The 16262-nt window shown below is 54.3% G+C and carries 14 protein-coding genes; 10 read left to right on the forward strand and 4 right to left on the reverse strand.

From position 1 onward, the window contains the following. The 3 genes from BLR09_RS04280 to BLR09_RS04290 are packed head-to-tail and all read left to right on the forward strand — an operon-like array spanning position 1 to position 2431. Complete coding sequence (locus BLR09_RS04280; RefSeq protein ID WP_093198260.1) at positions 1-507, forward strand: TlpA family protein disulfide reductase; 507 nt, start codon at positions 1-3, stop codon at positions 505-507. A gap of 11 nt (positions 508-518) precedes the next feature. Beyond that, positions 519-1172, forward strand: a complete 654-nt coding sequence (locus BLR09_RS04285) for an ArsR/SmtB family transcription factor (RefSeq protein WP_093198263.1) — start codon at positions 519-521, stop codon at positions 1170-1172. Continuing rightward, positions 1169-2431, forward strand: coding sequence for an MFS transporter (locus BLR09_RS04290; protein ID WP_093198265.1), 1263 nt, complete (start codon positions 1169-1171; stop codon positions 2429-2431). Before BLR09_RS04285 ends, BLR09_RS04290 begins: the two co-directional genes overlap by 4 nt. Positions 2432-2490: 59 nt before the next feature. Here the strand turns inward: BLR09_RS04290 and BLR09_RS04295 are convergent, their stop codons facing one another. Continuing rightward, the gene (locus tag BLR09_RS04295; RefSeq protein WP_143011016.1) at positions 2491-4407 is read right to left on the reverse strand and encodes a T9SS type A sorting domain-containing protein; all 1917 of its coding nucleotides are present in this window, start codon (positions 4405-4407) and stop codon (positions 2491-2493) included. Between the two features lie 903 nt (positions 4408-5310). Here BLR09_RS04295 and BLR09_RS04300 point away from each other — a divergent pair. Next, a complete protein-coding gene (locus tag BLR09_RS04300) occupies positions 5311-5925 on the forward strand; it encodes a response regulator (RefSeq protein WP_218126605.1) in 615 nt (204 codons plus the stop codon). Between the two features lie 306 nt (positions 5926-6231). On the opposite strand, the gene BLR09_RS04305 is transcribed toward BLR09_RS04300, so the two are convergent. After that, positions 6232-8226 (reverse strand): ATP-binding protein, encoded by a 1995-nt coding sequence (locus BLR09_RS04305; protein WP_176785448.1) that lies wholly within the window; start codon positions 8224-8226, stop codon positions 6232-6234. Between the two features lie 158 nt (positions 8227-8384). Here BLR09_RS04305 and BLR09_RS04310 point away from each other — a divergent pair, with 158 nt between their 5' ends. Genes BLR09_RS04310 through BLR09_RS04320 form a run of 3 tightly spaced genes read left to right on the forward strand, consistent with a single transcriptional unit; the run spans position 8385 to position 9658 of the window. Further along, positions 8385-8714, forward strand: coding sequence for an ArsR/SmtB family transcription factor (locus tag BLR09_RS04310; RefSeq protein ID WP_093198276.1), 330 nt, complete (start codon positions 8385-8387; stop codon positions 8712-8714). Positions 8715-8762: 48 nt separating this feature from the next. Then, positions 8763-9212 carry a DUF6428 family protein gene (locus BLR09_RS04315; RefSeq protein WP_093198279.1) on the forward strand — a complete coding sequence of 150 codons (450 nt, stop codon included), beginning with the start codon at positions 8763-8765 and terminating at the stop codon, positions 9210-9212. A 29-nt stretch (positions 9213-9241) separates the two neighbouring features. Beyond that, positions 9242-9658 carry an arsenate reductase ArsC gene (locus tag BLR09_RS04320; protein ID WP_093198281.1) on the forward strand — a complete coding sequence of 139 codons (417 nt, stop codon included), beginning with the start codon at positions 9242-9244 and terminating at the stop codon, positions 9656-9658. 77 nt (positions 9659-9735) lie between these two features. Here the strand turns inward: BLR09_RS04320 and BLR09_RS04325 are convergent, their stop codons facing one another. Further along, positions 9736-11433, reverse strand: coding sequence for a PQQ-dependent sugar dehydrogenase (locus tag BLR09_RS04325; protein ID WP_093198284.1), 1698 nt, complete (start codon positions 11431-11433; stop codon positions 9736-9738). A gap of 410 nt (positions 11434-11843) precedes the next feature. Here BLR09_RS04325 and BLR09_RS04330 point away from each other — a divergent pair, with 410 nt between their 5' ends. Further along, entirely contained in the window at positions 11844-13877 is a 2034-nt protein-coding gene (locus tag BLR09_RS04330) for a LamG-like jellyroll fold domain-containing protein (protein ID WP_093198288.1), read from the forward strand. Positions 13878-13944: 67 nt separating this feature from the next. Next, the gene (locus BLR09_RS04335; RefSeq protein WP_093198291.1) at positions 13945-14454 is read left to right on the forward strand and encodes a VOC family protein; all 510 of its coding nucleotides are present in this window, start codon (positions 13945-13947) and stop codon (positions 14452-14454) included. Between the two features lie 22 nt (positions 14455-14476). On the opposite strand, the gene BLR09_RS04340 is transcribed toward BLR09_RS04335, so the two are convergent. Further along, a complete protein-coding gene (locus BLR09_RS04340) occupies positions 14477-15379 on the reverse strand; it encodes an SAM-dependent methyltransferase (RefSeq protein ID WP_093198293.1) in 903 nt (300 codons plus the stop codon). A gap of 508 nt (positions 15380-15887) precedes the next feature. Between BLR09_RS04340 and BLR09_RS04345 the strand changes: the two genes are divergently transcribed. Beyond that, the gene (locus tag BLR09_RS04345; protein ID WP_093198296.1) at positions 15888-16157 is read left to right on the forward strand and encodes a hypothetical protein; all 270 of its coding nucleotides are present in this window, start codon (positions 15888-15890) and stop codon (positions 16155-16157) included. Positions 16158-16262 lie beyond the last annotated feature (105 nt).

The raw sequence follows: 16262 nt of genomic DNA on the forward strand, positions 1-16262 counted from the left end.
ATGAAAAAAATCCTTGTATTCCTGACGGCATGGACGCTAGCCGGTGTGGCGCAGGGCCAGGAAACGCTCGTCGGCAAGCCTGCGCCCGATATTACGGCACCAACCCCTGCCGGCCCGGCGCTGTCGCTTTCCTCCCTGAGAGGCAAGGTAGTATTGATCGATTTCTGGGCTTCCTGGTGCGCGCCATGCCTGCAGGAGCAGCCGGCACTGAAGACCTTGTACCGGCAGCAACTGAACGAATTTGTGCGGGACGGCTCGTTTGAAATTCTTGGTGTTTCACTCGATAAGAACCGGGAAAACTGGGTCAGGGCGATCGAGCGGCTCGGTACCCCCTGGCCGCAGGTCAGCGATCTGAAGTTCTGGAAGAGCCCGATTGCCAAAACGTACGGGCTGGAAGGATTACCTTTCAACGTGATCGTCTCCCGCAGCGGGCATGTCATCGCTGCGGACCTCCACGGAGACGCGTTGCGTGATTTTTTGTTGCAACAATTACGTTCACACCGGTAATCCGGATAACGATGAACAAACGGGAATTCAAAGACCGGGTTTACGGAGAGCTTGCCGCTGTCACAAAGGCAATGGCCAACCCCCATCGCCTGGAAATCATTGATTTACTGGCACAAGGGCCGTTTTCGGTCGAGCAGATTGCCGGGTACACGGGCCTGTCCGTGGCCAACGCCTCCCAACACCTGCAGACCCTCAGGAAGGCGCGACTGGTGTCGGTTGTCCGCAACGGCAATTTCATTCTCTATTCGCTCTCGGATGACGATGTCTTCCGGACCTGGGTTTCCCTGCGGGAACTGGGTACGGCCTTTCACGCCGAAATCGAAAAACTTGTACAGAATTTTCGAGAAGGCACGAAAGCCATCGACGCACAAACGATGATAAGCCTGCTGGAAAAAGATGAAGTAATCCTGATCGACGTACGTCCGGAAGAAGAATACCGCCGCGGGCATATTCACCGGGCGCTGAGCATGCCGGTCGACCGGCTCCCGGGAGAGCTCAATAACCTGCCAAGGGACCGGCAGATTGTCGCTTATTGCCGCGGTCCTTTTTGTGTCTATGCCGACGAGGCCGTCAGGCTGCTTCTGGAAAACGGTTACCAGGCCGTCCGCCTCGAGGAGGGATACCGGGAATGGGTACTCGCCGGATATCCTGCGCAAACAGCATGAACCTTTCCCCCTCCCCGACCCGAAACCAGACGATTGCCCTCGGCCTTCGCGAAAACTGGCGGGCTTTCAGCCTGCTGGTGCTGGTCAATATGCTGGTTGGCGGCATGGTCGGCCTCGAACGTACCGTCGTACCGTTGGTGGGAACGGAAGAATTTCACATCGCCTCCGGCCTGGTTGTCTTCTCCTTCATCATCGCATTCGGCGTTGTCAAGGCATTTACCAACCTCTTTTCGGGGGTATTGGCTGATCGGTACACCCGTCGCAACGTACTGATTGCCGGCTGGATCGTCGGCCTCCCGGTTCCCTTTTTACTGGCCTGGGCGCCGGCCTGGAACCTGATTATTTTGGCCAACATCCTCCTCGGCATCAGTCAGGGCCTCGCCTGGTCGATGACGGTCAACATGAAAATTGACCTCGTCGGACCTTCGCAGCGTGGCCTCGCCATGGGCCTCAATGAAGCGGCAGGATACGGCGCCGTCGGACTTACCGCCCTGGCAACGGGATACCTGGCGACACGCTACGGCCTTCGGCCCGAGCCCTTTTACCCGGGTATCGTCTACACACTCCTCGGGCTTGTTCTCTCTGTTTTCGGGGTGAAAGACACCCGGGCCTATGCCCGGCTGGAAGGATTCCGGATGCAGGTCGCTTCCGGGGAGGAAAAGGCCCATCGGCCGGGCCTGCTGTGGGTATTCCGGGAAACATCCTTCCGGAACCCGAACCTCTTCGCTGTATCGCAGGCCGGACTGATCAATAACCTCAACGACGGCATGTCATGGGGTGTTTTTCCGCTGCTTTTTACGGCGTATGGCGTCGGCATGGAAGGTGTCGGATGGATCAAGGCCGTGTACCCGGTCGTCTGGGGTGTCGGGCAAATCGTTACAGGCCCGCTGGCCGACAAAATAGGCCGTAAGCCGCTGATTGTCTGGGGAATGTTGATCCAGACGGTCGGCCATGCCGTTATTGGCTTTGCGTTTCTTCCGCCTCTGCTTTCGGGGCTTGCGGGATCTGTGCTGCTCGGAGTCGGCACGGCGATGGTCTACCCTGCCCTTCTGGCGGCTGTGAGCGACGCGGCACATCCGTCATGGCGGGCCTCGTCACTCGGGGTTTACCGGTTCTGGCGGGACATGGGGTATGCCATCGGCGCGCTGATGTCAGGAATCGTGGCCGGACTATGGGGACTGGTCTGGGCTGTACATCTGGCGGGAATACTGACACTTGTCTCGGGATTGCTCGTCTGGAAACGAATGAAACCGTCGTAAAAAACAAAAGCTGCTGCTTTTCAGCAGACAGCCCTGTTCTCACTACACCACTTTTTCTTTTACAGTTTCTGAAGCTTCCGCCGTACCGTGAAGCCTGTGTTCGGGTCCGTCACCGTGAGGATATACAAGCCGGCCGGGAGGTACCCGACGGAAAGTTTTGTTTCTCCGGCTCCGATACTTTTGCTCAGTACCGTCTTCCCGGTCATACTTGCCAGTAAAACCCGGCTTCCTTCCGCTATTCCCCTGATGGTCAACTCCGACACAAACGGATTTGGGTTGATTGAAACGAGCCGGTCGTTAAGCAGGGAAACAGCGTTACTATAGTCCGCTGACCCGTCCAGATCCACCATTTTCAGGCGAAAGTAATGCACCCCGGTACCGGCCGCAGGACTCGTAAACCGGTATACACCGTTCGGATTAGGCAATACATTACCTGCCGACTCAAATCGGTGGGCATCCAGGCTATGCTGTACTTCGAAGTGGCTGAAATTCACCTCGGAAGTCGTTTTCCAGGATAGCTCTGCGATATCCTCTCCGGACCATCTTCCGCTGAAATTCACAAGACGTACCGGCAGCGATGAGCTTGTTTTGATTCCGAAATTGATATTGGTTACGTCGGTAGTCGCAACGGTAAACGGCGTACTTTTTCCGTCGGTACCGTCATTACCGGTATCGGGAATACCGTTGTAATCACCTGTAATCTGCCAGCCAGGAGAGGTCGTTCCGTTGGTAGACGAGAGATCCGTCCCGGCCGGGTAGTTCGTCGTCGACACTACCGTCTGATATGTACCTTCTATCACGTTCGAAAAGGTATAGGTTCCGTCCGTGTTTACAGGCGTCGTGGCGATGACAATTCCGTTCGCATCGACCAGGCTGATGAACATATCGCCGGGGACCACGTTGGGCGAGCCGGAGCTGTTGTTGACATTGCCGGCGTCGGGATCGTTAAAGACATTCCCGGAAACATTCACCGGACTTGCTACGGAAACGCCAACGAGGAAGGCATCTCCGGAGACTGACAAAATCGGCGTAGAACTGCCGGCGGGAATGTGGTTGACCTGATCACTCCACTGAATGGCATTTCCGTTCAGCGCAGTCGCAACATTTCCATTCCCGTCACGGATCGTGCCGCCGTCTCCTTTCAGGTAAATCCGGAAACTGACACTGCTGATGTTGGTCGCATTGACGACGACAGAACCCGACGCCGCATACCGGAGAACGCCTACGACCGTCTGCCCGCTGGTAGCAGCGCCGAGGGACGTCGCCGTATTCCGGACGCGGGTATTGGTAGGATCAAGCGCAAAGTAGGTGTTTCCGGACAGGCGGGTGAGGGTCGTTCCCGGCGTCAGCAATTCCGCTTCCATTGAAAAACCCATGGCATAATTCCGCGTGTTTGCCGGACCGCCTGTTCCGTTAACCGCATAGTAAAAATCCCCTCCCAGACCAGTCAAATGCACCACCGGGTATGAAACAGGCCTGTTGAATGTAATGGTCAGGTCCGCAAACCGGGCGGTGGAATTGACAGGATAGGCAGACGTTCCGTCGCTGTTGAGCAGCGCGTCGGAAGCCAGAAACAGCTCAACGCCTTTGTTATACGTTACATTTATACCCGTTCCCGAAATGCAGGTATGACAGGCCGTGTAGTTCGGATTCGACGAGCTGCCGAGGTAGTTTATCGCCGGGTACAGGGGCAGGGACGCCGGCGGGCTATTCACGCCTGTGACTCTCCCGCCGCCAAAGGTCATCCCCGGCACGCCGGGATTTCCATCTATGGAGGCAAATTGCTGATTACTGATGGAAAAAATAGCTGTCAAAGGCGCAAGTGCCCCGGTTCCGCTGTTTGTAAAGGTAACGACCTGATTGGTCGTTGTGGCGCCGCTGGCCGATGAACCGCCCGATGGTCCGAAATACCAGACATTCTGCGCACGGAGCAGGCCCGGCATGCAACAGGCAATCAACATTAGAAATTGTTTCATGATCTTTGGTTTGGGGAATGATGCGAAGTGGTTTTTGACGTAGTTATCCTTGAAAAAAGCGCACGAATATCCCGGTCCAGCAGGCCTTGCCTGCGGAGGGTCGTTTCAAAAAGCGGAGTGATCGATTTAGTAAAGCGGCGGGTAGAACTGGCGGGAAACAGGCTCCCGAACTGTCAGAAATTTTTAAGGAATACATTCCGGAAACCGGAATGCATTACCTGCTCCTTTCAACTATACTAATCCGTAAATTTGGATTGAAGGTTAAACACATGTCGCCTGATTCGTTTCACTGGCTTTTACCGGTTCCGGCGTCAGGTCACCGTACAAAAAATAAAGCGAAACAGGGGTTGGATAGTTGCCGCATATTCCAGGACCTGTTACGGGAAGCCTGTTACAGATACTTCTTTCTTCCATCACAGACAGTTAATCCGGGTTCTTATTTCATTTCCGAATAGCCTGTAACTCAATCAACCAACAGGTCGTTCCGATTCAGGCGAACACTCGTCCCGAAGCATTCCGGAGTACCGAACAAAAGTACCTGCAATACAAACAGACAAACTACTCATTTAGATAAATAGGCATAATTTCACGACAAACAGTTTCAGATGAAACATAATCTGATCAGCGCTCATTTAACACAAATTATTAAACTAGTAATCAGATAATTATTCACTGTAGTTATTCGAATTTGCTCGAAACAGTATGATACTAATTGAAAAATATTGACGCCAATAATTATCTATTAAAATACACTCTAGTCGATTAACCAAGAAGCCTGTTAAAACATACTAGTATTATTTTGCTATTCCTTTAATAGCACATTTAACTTAGTTTTGCCGTTTCAACGTGTTCATACCTTTTCAACTGATGGAATCACAGCATGAAACCTCCAGACTGTCCAGCATGCATGCACTGCTGGTCGACGATCACACGCTTTTTTCGCTCGGCATCCGGGAGATGCTCACCGGCAAAATACCCGGAGCGAGCGTGGATACCGCCGACTCAGCCGCATCGGCGCGGGACCTGCTGGATACAAAGGGTTTTGATTTCCTGCTTCTTGACTACCTCATTCCCGGCACCAATGTGGAGGAGTTTCTTCAGGAAGTAAGGGCCGGCTATCCCAATATCAAAATACTGATAGTCAGTGGATTAAGCGACGCAAGTATCATCAAGCGGTGCTTTTCACTGGGCGCCAACGGGTTTCTGAGCAAGTCCATCAATTACAGTGAGTTTCTGACAGCGTTGGAACGTACCTACTCCGGCTCCAAGTACATCAGCAGCGACCTGATTGATCTGTTCACCAACGGACCCGAGCGGGAAGACGAGCAGGCACTGACCAAGAAAGAGCAGGAAATTTTACAATTGGTAGCGAGGGGCAAAACGGTTAAATCCATCGCTATCGAGCTGGGCATTTCCCCGTCTACCGTAATGTCACACCGTACCAATATCATGCGTAAAATAAATGCCAGAACAACCGCCGAAATGATTAAGTATGCGTTCGAAAGGCGTATTGTTTAAGCACCCAAAAACAAGCAATTTTCTCTTCCTGTTTTAGGAAAATTCAACATTCAGAACGAGTCGCTAATACAATTACTTCTGTTTAAAAACTATAAAATACAAGATACTTTTTTCCGTATTTTGTGTCCTTTATTTTATTTCAAGAGAGAACATACCTTCTTTTTATTCTGCTATCATAGCGAAACAACGCATGAAAATACCAGGGATTTATCCTGCCGGAATAAAAACGTCTCCGGCAGTAAAACAGGATGCTTGTTTCTCTATACCGGCGAAGGGATCCCTCCGGAGAGGACGAACGCTCCTGACCTAAGCTTTTGGCAGGATAACCACAAACACCGACCCGAGGCCCGGCGCAGATTCGACCTCAATTTTTCCGTCATGGCGCTCCACGATGCGCCTGGAAATGGCGAGGCCCATGCCGTTGGATTCTTCCCCTTCTGTCCCCGGCCGGGACATTCCGGTGTGGAAATCAAAAATTTCTTCGCGCTTGTCGGTCGGAATGCCGATACCCGTGTCCTTTACCGAAAGCCGCACCTTGGTGGCGTCGTCCTCGATCAAAATCCGGATACCGGCTCCCCGGTGGCTGAATTTGATGGCGTTGCTGAGCAGGTTGGTCAGCACACGCCAGATGCCGTTTGCGTCGATCCGGCATAAAGCATGTTCGGCGCCCGACAGCGTCAGCGTCAGTTGTTTCTCATCCGCCTTCACCTGCATCATCCGGACACAGGGAACGACGATAGACATCAGGTCTGTTGGCTGGCGGTTTAGCGGAGCGTTATCGGCCTTTACCATGTTCTCGATGATGGCGGCGGCTTCGCGGGCCGAGTTCGCCACCGCCTGAAACCGCTCCGAACCGCTTTCGGAATACCCCGCTTCACTGATTTGCCGGATGGCAATCAGCGGATTCCGGAGATCGTGGGCAACTACCTGCATCATCCTGTTTTGTGTCTGGATGGAATTTTTCAGGTTCGACAGCACACTGTTGAGTTGTTCATTGATCAGTACGATTTCCCGGTTGCGGGTCCGGAGCCGAAGCGAGTAGATCGTGATAATTGTTCCGATCAGAACGACGGAAATAATGCCGACAACGCCCAGAATCAATATCAGGTGCTGAATGCTGTTCTCTTTTTCGAGAAGGGTAACCTTATTCCGGCTGGCGGCAAGTTCCAGCGCCTGGAGCAGGTCCGATTCCCGGCCTTCCGACTGCTTCTGCGCGGCCGACGACACCAGCGAATCGTAGCGTACCTGCTGCCGGAAGGCCCGGCGCGTATCTCCGGCGGCGGCAAAATACGCGGCAGATACGCGGGCAAAGCGGCGTTCCGCCTCCGCGGACCGGGTGGTGTCGAGCGCAGCACGAATCGTCCGCTTCAACTCGCCCGCAGCGCCCAGATCTGCCTTCCGGACCGAAACATCCATCAGCTTAATCCGGGACAGAAGCGCATTTTCAGGCTCATGCCGCTGGTTCAGCTGCACACTGCTCCGCAGCAAAGCGGCAGCTGAATCGAGCCGTCCCAGCTGCATCATGACATCAGCGAGGTTACTGCACACGACACCGTAAGCGGAATTAACATTGTACTGTTTATCCGGGAAAAGCCGCCCGTATCGCCGGATATCGTCGAAGGCCAGCCTGAACTCCGCCTGCGCGCTGTCGGCGTTCCCTTTGGCGATATAGGCCATGCCCGCGTTGTTCCGGAGATTCTGCCGCTTAAACTCGCCCTCCGAATCGAACCGGCAGGACGGATAGTCAACCAATGCCCGGTGATAAAAGGTGATCGCCTGATCGTACCGGCCTACTACAAAACGGGCATATGCGAGGCTGGAATAACCCTGGATTTCGATCATTCCCCGCGCGCAGGTATCGGCAATAAACGGGACCTCCCGCAACCCTTCCTGTATACTCGCAGCTGCCTCGTCGGATCGCCCCAGCTGGATATACGCGTTCCCCCTCTGCCGGCAAATAATAGCCATCTGCCTGTGGAAATCACCCTCTTCGGCAAACGACATACGCAATTCCTTAATGACGCTGTCGGCAAACGCCAGCTCTGCCGCATAGTTCCCGGCTCTGTTGTTCCAGTCGCGGTCGAAATCATACCGGATCAGCCGCGCCAGCGCCGGAGAGAGCGAACCTGTATGGAGGGTATCCTGCAATTGCCTGAGCGCGGCATCGCGACCGGCCTTTTTCGACGTATCTTTAATCAGATCCAGTTTCTCCCGGAATACCGAAAAATCAAACTGTTCCTTCGCGGGCGTGCATCCCCACAGGCAAACCATCATCCAGCCGATTACAGCCCAGTTCTTCATAAATAGCACTGAAATTATGCTCTTCTGCATCCGCTTTAACCGATCGGATAGCTATTGCAAGAACGACATGAAACGAGAGAATCACAACGATGCTCCGTGCCCGGAAAAAAATATTCAATCGTATTATTACGATTGAATAAAACACCTACCTTTGTGGCATGGGAGTAACCAAAACAGCCATATTCACCGACGAGCAAAACCGCCTCGCCATCCAGCTCAAAGCCCTGGCACATCCGGCGCGGATTGCCATTCTCCAGCAGATTATCAGCGCGAATGCCTGCATCTGCGGCGACCTGGTCGACGAACTCGGATTGGCACAAGCCACTATCTCCCAGCACCTGAAGGAGTTAAAGAATGCCGGCATCATTCAGGGAACAATCGAAGGCGTAACCGTCTGCTACTGCATCGAACCCACCGCCTGGAAATTACTGCAGGATAACCTCGCTGCTTTCTTTGGCTCCTACCACCTCCCCGACGGTTGCTGTTGATTTTTTTTGACTAATTCAATCGTAATATTGCAATAAACCAAACATCCGATGAAGCTTTCCGACATCAAACAATACCTGCTGGATCTTCCCGCTGTTACCTTTCAATTGCCTGATGGCGCGTGGGTTCCGGAACACTTTCATGTAACGGAAGTCGGCGTGATTACCCGCGACTTTATCGACTGCGGAGGAAAGGTCCGCCACGAAAAAGTCGCGAACTTTCAACTTTGGGATGCCAATGATTACGAACATCGGCTCAAACCGCGTAAGTTACTGAATATCATTGCTCTTTCGGAAAGAGTACTCGGCATGGAAGACCTCGAAATCGAAGTGGAATACCAGGCAGGGACGATCGGGAAGTACGACCTCGGGTTCGACGGCGCCCACTTTCAACTACTGGCGAAACAGACAGCCTGCCTCGCCGGCGACGCCTGCGGAGTACCCGCGGCAACTACTCCCGCTCCGTCTACCCGTTGTACTCCCGGCGGCGGTTGCTGCTAGTTCTTTTCTCTCACAACGATGTTTTTGTCATGAAAAAAGTCCTCGTCCTCTGTACCGGCAATAGTTGCCGCAGTCAGATTGCCGAAGGGTACCTGGCTCATTTTGCCGGAGAAAAAGCGGAGATCTACAGTGCGGGCGTAGAAACACACGGTGTCAATCCACGAGCAATTGCTACGATGGCTGAAGAAGGTATTGACATATCTGGACATACTTCGAACAACGTGTCAGAATATGCTGACATTCCATTCGATTATGTTATTACAGTTTGTGATAATGCCCGGGAACGCTGCCCGTATTTTCCCACAGAAGCAACAAAAATTCATCACAACTTTCCCGATCCGGCCCGCGCGACGGGAACAGAAGAAGAAATCCGCGAAGCCTTTCGTGAAACCCGTGATCAGATTAAGGAATTTGCCCGCCGGTTTGTATCGGATTACCTCGGATAACGCACTATTCTCTGGAATGACTATACGGAATAAACTGACATTTGCTGGTTTATTCCGTATAGCCGTTTTTGTCTGACTTACCGCAGGATCGATACCCGCCGGGAGATGACCTCTCCTGTCAACCGGGTGATTTTGAGCAGGTACACACCCGTAGCAAGCGGACGGGTATCCAGCCGGGGCGTACCTTCTGCTTTGAGAACCGTTACTCCTGCCGGATTGATTACCTCGACCGAATGAACTGAAGCCAGTTCGGGGCTTTTGAAGTACAGTACGCCGCCGGCAGACGGGTTCGGGTAAACCGTCAGGGAAAACGGCCGGTCCAGCACCACGTTCCGAACCGGACTGAAAGCCGCGCTGCCGTCGGTATCCACCATCCGGAGGCGGTAATAGTTGACGCCGCCGGCAGGGCCCTCGTGCCGGAACGCATACCGCCGCACACCATCGCTTTCGCCTGCGGCTGGTACATTGCCGATATCGCTCCAGCTTCTGCTGTTCAGACTATGCTGGATATCAAAGCGTTCGGAGGCTTTTTCGGAAGCCGTCTGCCAGGCCAGCCGTACGCCGCCTTCTTCCGGCACAGCGGTAAAGGCTGTCAGCGTCACCGGAAGCGGCCCGGGATCGACGGTTACCCGGTAGATCGTATTGTTTCCGAGGTTACTGGCATACAGCTCTCCGTTTTCAGATTCCCCGAAATCAGAAGTAGACCCTACTCCGGCGGACTGAAGCGCCACGGTAAAGGTTCCTCCCGAACGGGAAACCACGTGCAGATTCTGACTATAGTGGTCTGTTCCGATGTAGTATCCCTGCAGCGCCGGGAAGGCGTTTCCCCGGTATACTACTCCCCCGATCACCGACCTTCCCTCGGCCGGATTCGGATAGGTATAGGCCGGAGCTACATAGGTATTCTGGGCTGCGCAACCGGCGGTATTGAACGCCAGATCGCCTTCGTAGCAGCGCCAGCCGAAGTTGGCGCCGCCGATACTCCCGGCAGCGACAAAATCCACTTCCTCGCGGGCGCCCTGCCCGACATCACCGATCCAGATATCGCCCGTTTGCCGGTCAAAACTCCAGCGGAACGGGTTCCGGAGGCCGAGTGCGTAGACAGGATTTCCGAAGGGATTTCCCGGCGGAACCTGGTACGGGTTGCCGGCAGTAGCGCCTGTCACATTGATTCTCAATAATTTACCCAAAAGCGATGTGGTATTCTGCGCGTTGTTGTTCGGATCGCCGCCCCCTCCCCCGTCGCCGGTAGAAAGGTACAGAAAACCATCCGGACCGAAGTGTAGCTCTCCTCCGTTGTGGTTCACCTGGCCCGGGTGCGGAATTTGTAACAAGGTCAGTTTCGTCGCAGCATCGCCGCGGTACGGGTCGGCACTGACCTGATACCTCGCCAGCTCCAGGTTGCCGTCACCGTTGGTATAATAGAGATAAAAGAAGCCGTTGGTCGCATAGGCCGGGTCAAAGACCATACTCAGTAGCCCCTGCTCTCCGGAAGTCGGGATACCGGTGATGGTCATGAAGGTGCCGCGGTCGGTGAATTGTTCGTCGCCGACCCGGTCAAAGACTTTGATACTACCACCTTTCTGAACGATGAAAAGGCGTTGGGTACCGTCGCCGGCATGCACGACCTGCATCGGCTGGCTCAGTCCCGTCGTAATGACCGGTTTCAGCAATACGTCGGGAGCCTGGGCATACAGGCAAACAGGCAGGAGAGCAATCAGCCAGAATCCGGCATAGAGCAGCTGGCGGAGCCGGAAGAAGTAAATCGGTTTCATACAAATTCTGTTTAGGGTTGCGAATAGAAGACTGGTTTGGGTTTTCGGACGGCGGAATCCGGAAACGGCAGCATACCGCCCTGACGGCAGAACACTGATCTATGGTCGGGGGAAGAGACAACTACCTCAGAGTCGGGAACGTACGCAACGAATAAAAACCGGTACCTACTCCAGGCCGAGCCCGGAACCGACTTCATACGTATCGAAGGAAGGGGAAGATCCGTTCGTCAGAAAGACGAATTTATTCTACGTAAAACAGGCAGAGCAGCCGAAATGTTTTGAATGGAGGCCGCTTTTCTGACCGTTTCCCTATATACGAAAAAAAGACTGCTCCTGTTTGACAAATTACCTGTTCTGTATGCAGGAAATCCGGCAGTACCTTCGCCGCCGAATCAGTGGCCTCTTTCTATATGCGAATTTTCCTCTCTCTGTTTTTGCTTCTGTCCGGGAGTATGCTTTACGGGCAACGAAACCTGGCCCTCCGGCTGGACGGAAAAGACAACAACGTCCGCACCGGCATGGGTATCCTCAACGGCCCCTGGACCCTGGAAGCCTGGATCAGGGGCGACGACCGGACCTGGAAAGAGCAGGAAGTAATCTTCGGCGGCGGAGAATACAGCGAGCTGAATATCACCGACTACCTGCCGCTGGAACTGCGGAACGGGCGGCTGTCCAATGCAAAGACGGGGCTTACTTCGGGCGCGGTGCTCGACGACCAATGGCATCATGTCGCCCTTTCGTCGGACGGCGCAGCGACGATGCTGTATCTCGACGGAGTGCTGGTCGACCGCAAACCCGTCGCCTATTCCATCCTCCCCGGCGCGCTTGGAATCCACGAAAAAGGAGAAAGTGTTTTTGGCGGCCTGCTCGACGAAGTCCGTATCTGGCGCGCGGCCGTTTCTCCGCAAACGATACGCGATTGGATGGGCAGGCCGATCACGCCTGCGCACCCTGACTTTGCCCGACTGACAGGTTACTATCCGTTTGATGAAGATTTTCGCGACGTTTCTATAAACTGGGTCGGGAAAGGAGATCAGGCGTATCACCTGCGGAACGGGCGGACCAACTACCGCGGCACGGCTCCGTTGGCCCATACCGTACCGAACGACAATCCGTCTTTTATAGCGACGATAAAGCAACAGCAGGTTTTTAACGCCGTCGTCATCGAAAGCGAATGGGACTCCGAACCGGGTAGTCGCGACGAGCAAATCCTGAAGCTTCGGGTAGCCGTCCAGGGCAGAGAGAAACCGCTTTCGCTGACGGAACTGACGCTGGATCTGTCTCAGACCTCTTCCCTCCGCGACCTGTCCGGTATTCAGGTATACTACGCCGGGCAGACGGCCCGGTCGGCGATCCGCACGAAGCTGTTTGAAAAAAGTGGCGCATTGCCCCGTCGTCTGGTTCTACAAAAGCCTTTGGGAAATCCCATTTTTCTGACGCCGGGTATTCATTACTACCTCGTCACAGCTGCGCTGGCACCCGGTGCCAAACCGGGAAATACCATCCGGATGACGGTCCCTTCCTTCCGGTTGAGCGGGAAAAAGCTGATTCCGGAAACCAGCCCCCACCCGATCACGAAGCAAATCGTTCCCGGCAGCCGGAATGATGCGAACGTGGTTCGCGTCCTGCAATGGAATATCTGGCACGGCGGCGTGCACCTGGTCCATGAAGGATTACACCGGATTGTGGACCTGATTCGTACCAGCCGCGCTGATATCGTCACCATGCAGGAAGCATATGGTTCGCAACGGCGCATCGCCGATTCGCTTGGTTTTCAGCTCCATACAGCTTCTTCAGGAGAAAATCTGGCGCTTTTCAGCCGGTATCCGCTGACGCCGCTTTCATCGCTCAAAAAAATGAACTCCGACCCGGCGTTTGTGACCCTGCCCGACGGCCGCCGTCTGCTGGTCAATTCCAGTTGGTTGCGGTACGCGTACCGGCCGGAGTATACGTGGGTTTACCCGAATACCGGCCTCGACCCACGTCAGTGGGTAGCCGAAGACTCGACACTGGCCCTTGCCGACATACAGTATATACTTGAAAAAGATACCCGGCCGCACCTGCGCCAATCGGAGGTACCGGTCATCATCGGCGGGGATTTCAATTCCTGCAGCCACCTCGACTGGACGACTGCGGCAGCGCGACTGCATTTCGGGTACGGGCCTGTTGCGTTTCCAGTGTCGGGGTATCTGGGGAAGGAAGGCTTCCGGGATAGTTTCCGGGAGGTAAACCCCGACGAGGTAGTACGGCCGGAAGGTACGTTTGCCGCCATCTATGGTCATCTGCAGGTATGCCGGATTGACTTTCTGTATTACAAGGGGAATAACCTCCGGCCGATCGTGTCGAAGATTGTGAAGACGGCGGCGGAGATCGACGACGTATGGGCGTCGGATCATTCGGCAGTATTGACGACCTTCCGGCTCGCGCCCGCAGGCTCAAACTAGTCTGGCACGAAAGTTTCGAGGTGCAATAGCTTCTTCTGAAATACTCAACCAACTGACTATCTGACCCATGAATAGGCTCAACGATACACTCGCCCAGCTCGAATTTGCCCAGATCGGATGGGTCGTCCCGGATATTCACGCCGCCGTCCGGTTTCTGTCGGATACGCTGGGTATTCCGGGGTTTCCGGAGCCGGAGTACGTCCGGGCGCAGGACCTGAACATGACCTATCAGGGCGAAGTAGTAGCTGCCGACTGGCTCACGACGCAGACCTATAACGGCGGAGCGTTCATCGAGCTCATCCAGCCGCTATCGGGTCGGAGTATGTTTCACGATTACCTCGCGCGACATCCGGAGGGAGGTACGCAGCACCTGGCGTTCCGGCTGCCGGTGAGCGGTTTTGAGCGGATTACGTCGGCACTGCGCGAACAGGGTTATGCCGTCGTCAGCGAAGTAGACCACCCGATTGCGCGGATGGCCTTCTTCGATACGTATCAGCCATTGGGAATGGTGACGGAAATTATGGGCATTACACCCGACGGATGGGAGATTGTGAAACAGATGGAAGGGCGGTCGTAAAGCGTCCCAAAACCATTTTCCATTACTTCTTCTCAAAAACGAGGCGGAAGTGATCCATCGTCTCATTCTGAAAGCAAATCCGGTTGGGGCTGTACCGAAAAACATTCAGCAGGTTGCGGAAAGCGCTGTTTGTCAATACCTTGGGCACCAGCGACGCGTAGGCCATGTACTTGCGGAGGCTGAAGGCGCGGAAACGCTTCCGCCACTCGCCGATGGTCTGGATGTAGTCGAGCCGGCCGCTGCTCTGGGAAACCAGTTTGAAATGCGGTTCGGCATTCCGGATTACCTGTTCTGCCCCGTATGGCAGCCACGAGCCCGGAAACTCCGCGATCATGAGCGCGAGCGCGTACGAGGGGGAATCTTTCGGCGCAGAGAGGCTGATTTCTTCGTAGGGGATCATGTTTTTTCCGAAGACCATCGTTTGGATGAAGGCCCTGCCGCCGGAAGGCAGCATACCGGCGACGTTGGTGAAGAAATCGGCATAGACGGCGTCCTGTTCGCCGGCGAGGTACTGCTCGACCGAGCAGAAATGCTCCATCGCCCCGACGCTCGTGATGGCGTCGAACGTACCGAAATCGGCCGAAGTTACCTTCCGGCAATCCTTCAGATCTACCGTCAGACCATTTGCCCGGCAGGCAGCGGCCTGCCCCTGCGACAGCGTCAGACCGCGGGCAATGGCGCCGCGCGCACCCGCATAGCGCAGAAACGCGCCCCATCCGCTACCCATATCCAGCACGCGGGAGCCCTCGCCAATGCGGAGGCTATCGGCGATAAAAGCGTGTTTGCGCCGCTGTGCTTCTTCGAGCGTCAGCGAAAAATCCCCGTTGTAATAGGCGCCGCTGTAGTCACCCGTTTCGCCGAGGCTGAGGCGAAAAAGTTTGTCGATTGTGGTATACGTGAAATCGAGGTCCTTTTGGGAAGCCATGCTATTGGGGGATTGGAAGTAGAGAAAGACGGGAATGGCGAAGCCAGGAATGCCTCCGGGCCTTTACCCTGTTGATTTTTGGATAGACGCGACCGGCAGGTACAAACCTGACGGAGCTAAAGGTAGTCTATTTTCTACAAGTTGGCGAATCAAGTGAAAGATAGTGTCGTACGTGAAAAATTCCGCAGAGAACAGAATCAAATCACTGAAAATAAGACACTTAGCATACCCATACCCGGCCAATGGCAGGCTCGGACCGTTCCTGCAACGACAGGATACTTTTCTCAAACCAGCCACTTGCACAAATAACCGCGCGCAGATTGGAGGGAAAAAGCTTTTGTGAGAAGTTTGATGTTCCTATAAATTAAAAACAAGCCATGATCTTCAACGAAACCAAAGGTACACCCGGTATGGTGCGGATGCGGGGAAACCCCTCCGGACGTGGTGCTTGCTACACGCTTAGGACACCTAAGCCGGGTATTTTCTTCACTCCAAAAACGATAGCAAGATGCAAGTCACCCAACCCACGGGGTCACCAGACCCTGACTACGACTGCAACGCTCTTGATGAAACCTATCTCAAGGCAGCGAAATCGCTGATTTCCTTTGCCCGCCCCCCGTACTGGAAAGAAGGCCTGTGGAGCCTGTTCGAGGCCTGGATTACCACGGAAGGATCAGACGGCCTGAGTCCGGGCCAGCGCGGCCAGGTTTTTGCCTGTTTCCGGGAGTTACTTGTGTTTTTTGAGACGATTGAGAAAAGAGCGGTTATGGAGAAATGAAAAAAGAAAGCCCGGCTGAAGAGGTCGGGCTTTTTTGTAGTAAACGACAGGAAAATCAATTTAATCGATTATAAGCTGGTTTTCCTTCATTCTATTTATCTAAAA

Origin of the sequence: Siphonobacter aquaeclarae, assembly GCF_900103285.1 — a bacterium.
Classification (GTDB): Bacteria; Bacteroidota; Bacteroidia; order Cytophagales; family Spirosomataceae; genus Siphonobacter; species Siphonobacter aquaeclarae.

Bases quoted from the DNA above. Each gene is read 5' to 3' on its own strand.
- BLR09_RS04280 (WP_093198260.1), top strand. From the start codon at position 1: ATGAAAAAAATCCTTGTATTCCTGACGGCATGGACGCTAGCCGGTGTG.
- BLR09_RS04310 (WP_093198276.1), top strand. From the start codon at position 8,385: ATGGGAGTAACCAAAACAGCCATATTCACCGACGAGCAAAACCGCCTC.
- BLR09_RS04335 (WP_093198291.1), top strand. From the start codon at position 13,945: ATGAATAGGCTCAACGATACACTCGCCCAGCTCGAATTTGCCCAGATC.
- BLR09_RS04325 (WP_093198284.1), bottom strand. From the start codon at position 11,433: ATGAAACCGATTTACTTCTTCCGGCTCCGCCAGCTGCTCTATGCCGGA.
- BLR09_RS04285 (WP_093198263.1), top strand. From the start codon at position 519: ATGAACAAACGGGAATTCAAAGACCGGGTTTACGGAGAGCTTGCCGCT.
- BLR09_RS04340 (WP_093198293.1), bottom strand. From the start codon at position 15,379: ATGGCTTCCCAAAAGGACCTCGATTTCACGTATACCACAATCGACAAA.
- BLR09_RS04330 (WP_093198288.1), top strand. From the start codon at position 11,844: ATGCGAATTTTCCTCTCTCTGTTTTTGCTTCTGTCCGGGAGTATGCTT.
- BLR09_RS04300 (WP_218126605.1), top strand. From the start codon at position 5,311: ATGCATGCACTGCTGGTCGACGATCACACGCTTTTTTCGCTCGGCATC.
- BLR09_RS04295 (WP_143011016.1), bottom strand. From the start codon at position 4,407: ATGAAACAATTTCTAATGTTGATTGCCTGTTGCATGCCGGGCCTGCTC.
- BLR09_RS04315 (WP_093198279.1), top strand. From the start codon at position 8,763: ATGAAGCTTTCCGACATCAAACAATACCTGCTGGATCTTCCCGCTGTT.
- BLR09_RS04320 (WP_093198281.1), top strand. From the start codon at position 9,242: ATGAAAAAAGTCCTCGTCCTCTGTACCGGCAATAGTTGCCGCAGTCAG.
- BLR09_RS04290 (WP_093198265.1), top strand. From the start codon at position 1,169: ATGAACCTTTCCCCCTCCCCGACCCGAAACCAGACGATTGCCCTCGGC.
- BLR09_RS04305 (WP_176785448.1), bottom strand. From the start codon at position 8,226: ATGAAGAACTGGGCTGTAATCGGCTGGATGATGGTTTGCCTGTGGGGA.
- BLR09_RS04345 (WP_093198296.1), top strand. From the start codon at position 15,888: ATGCAAGTCACCCAACCCACGGGGTCACCAGACCCTGACTACGACTGC.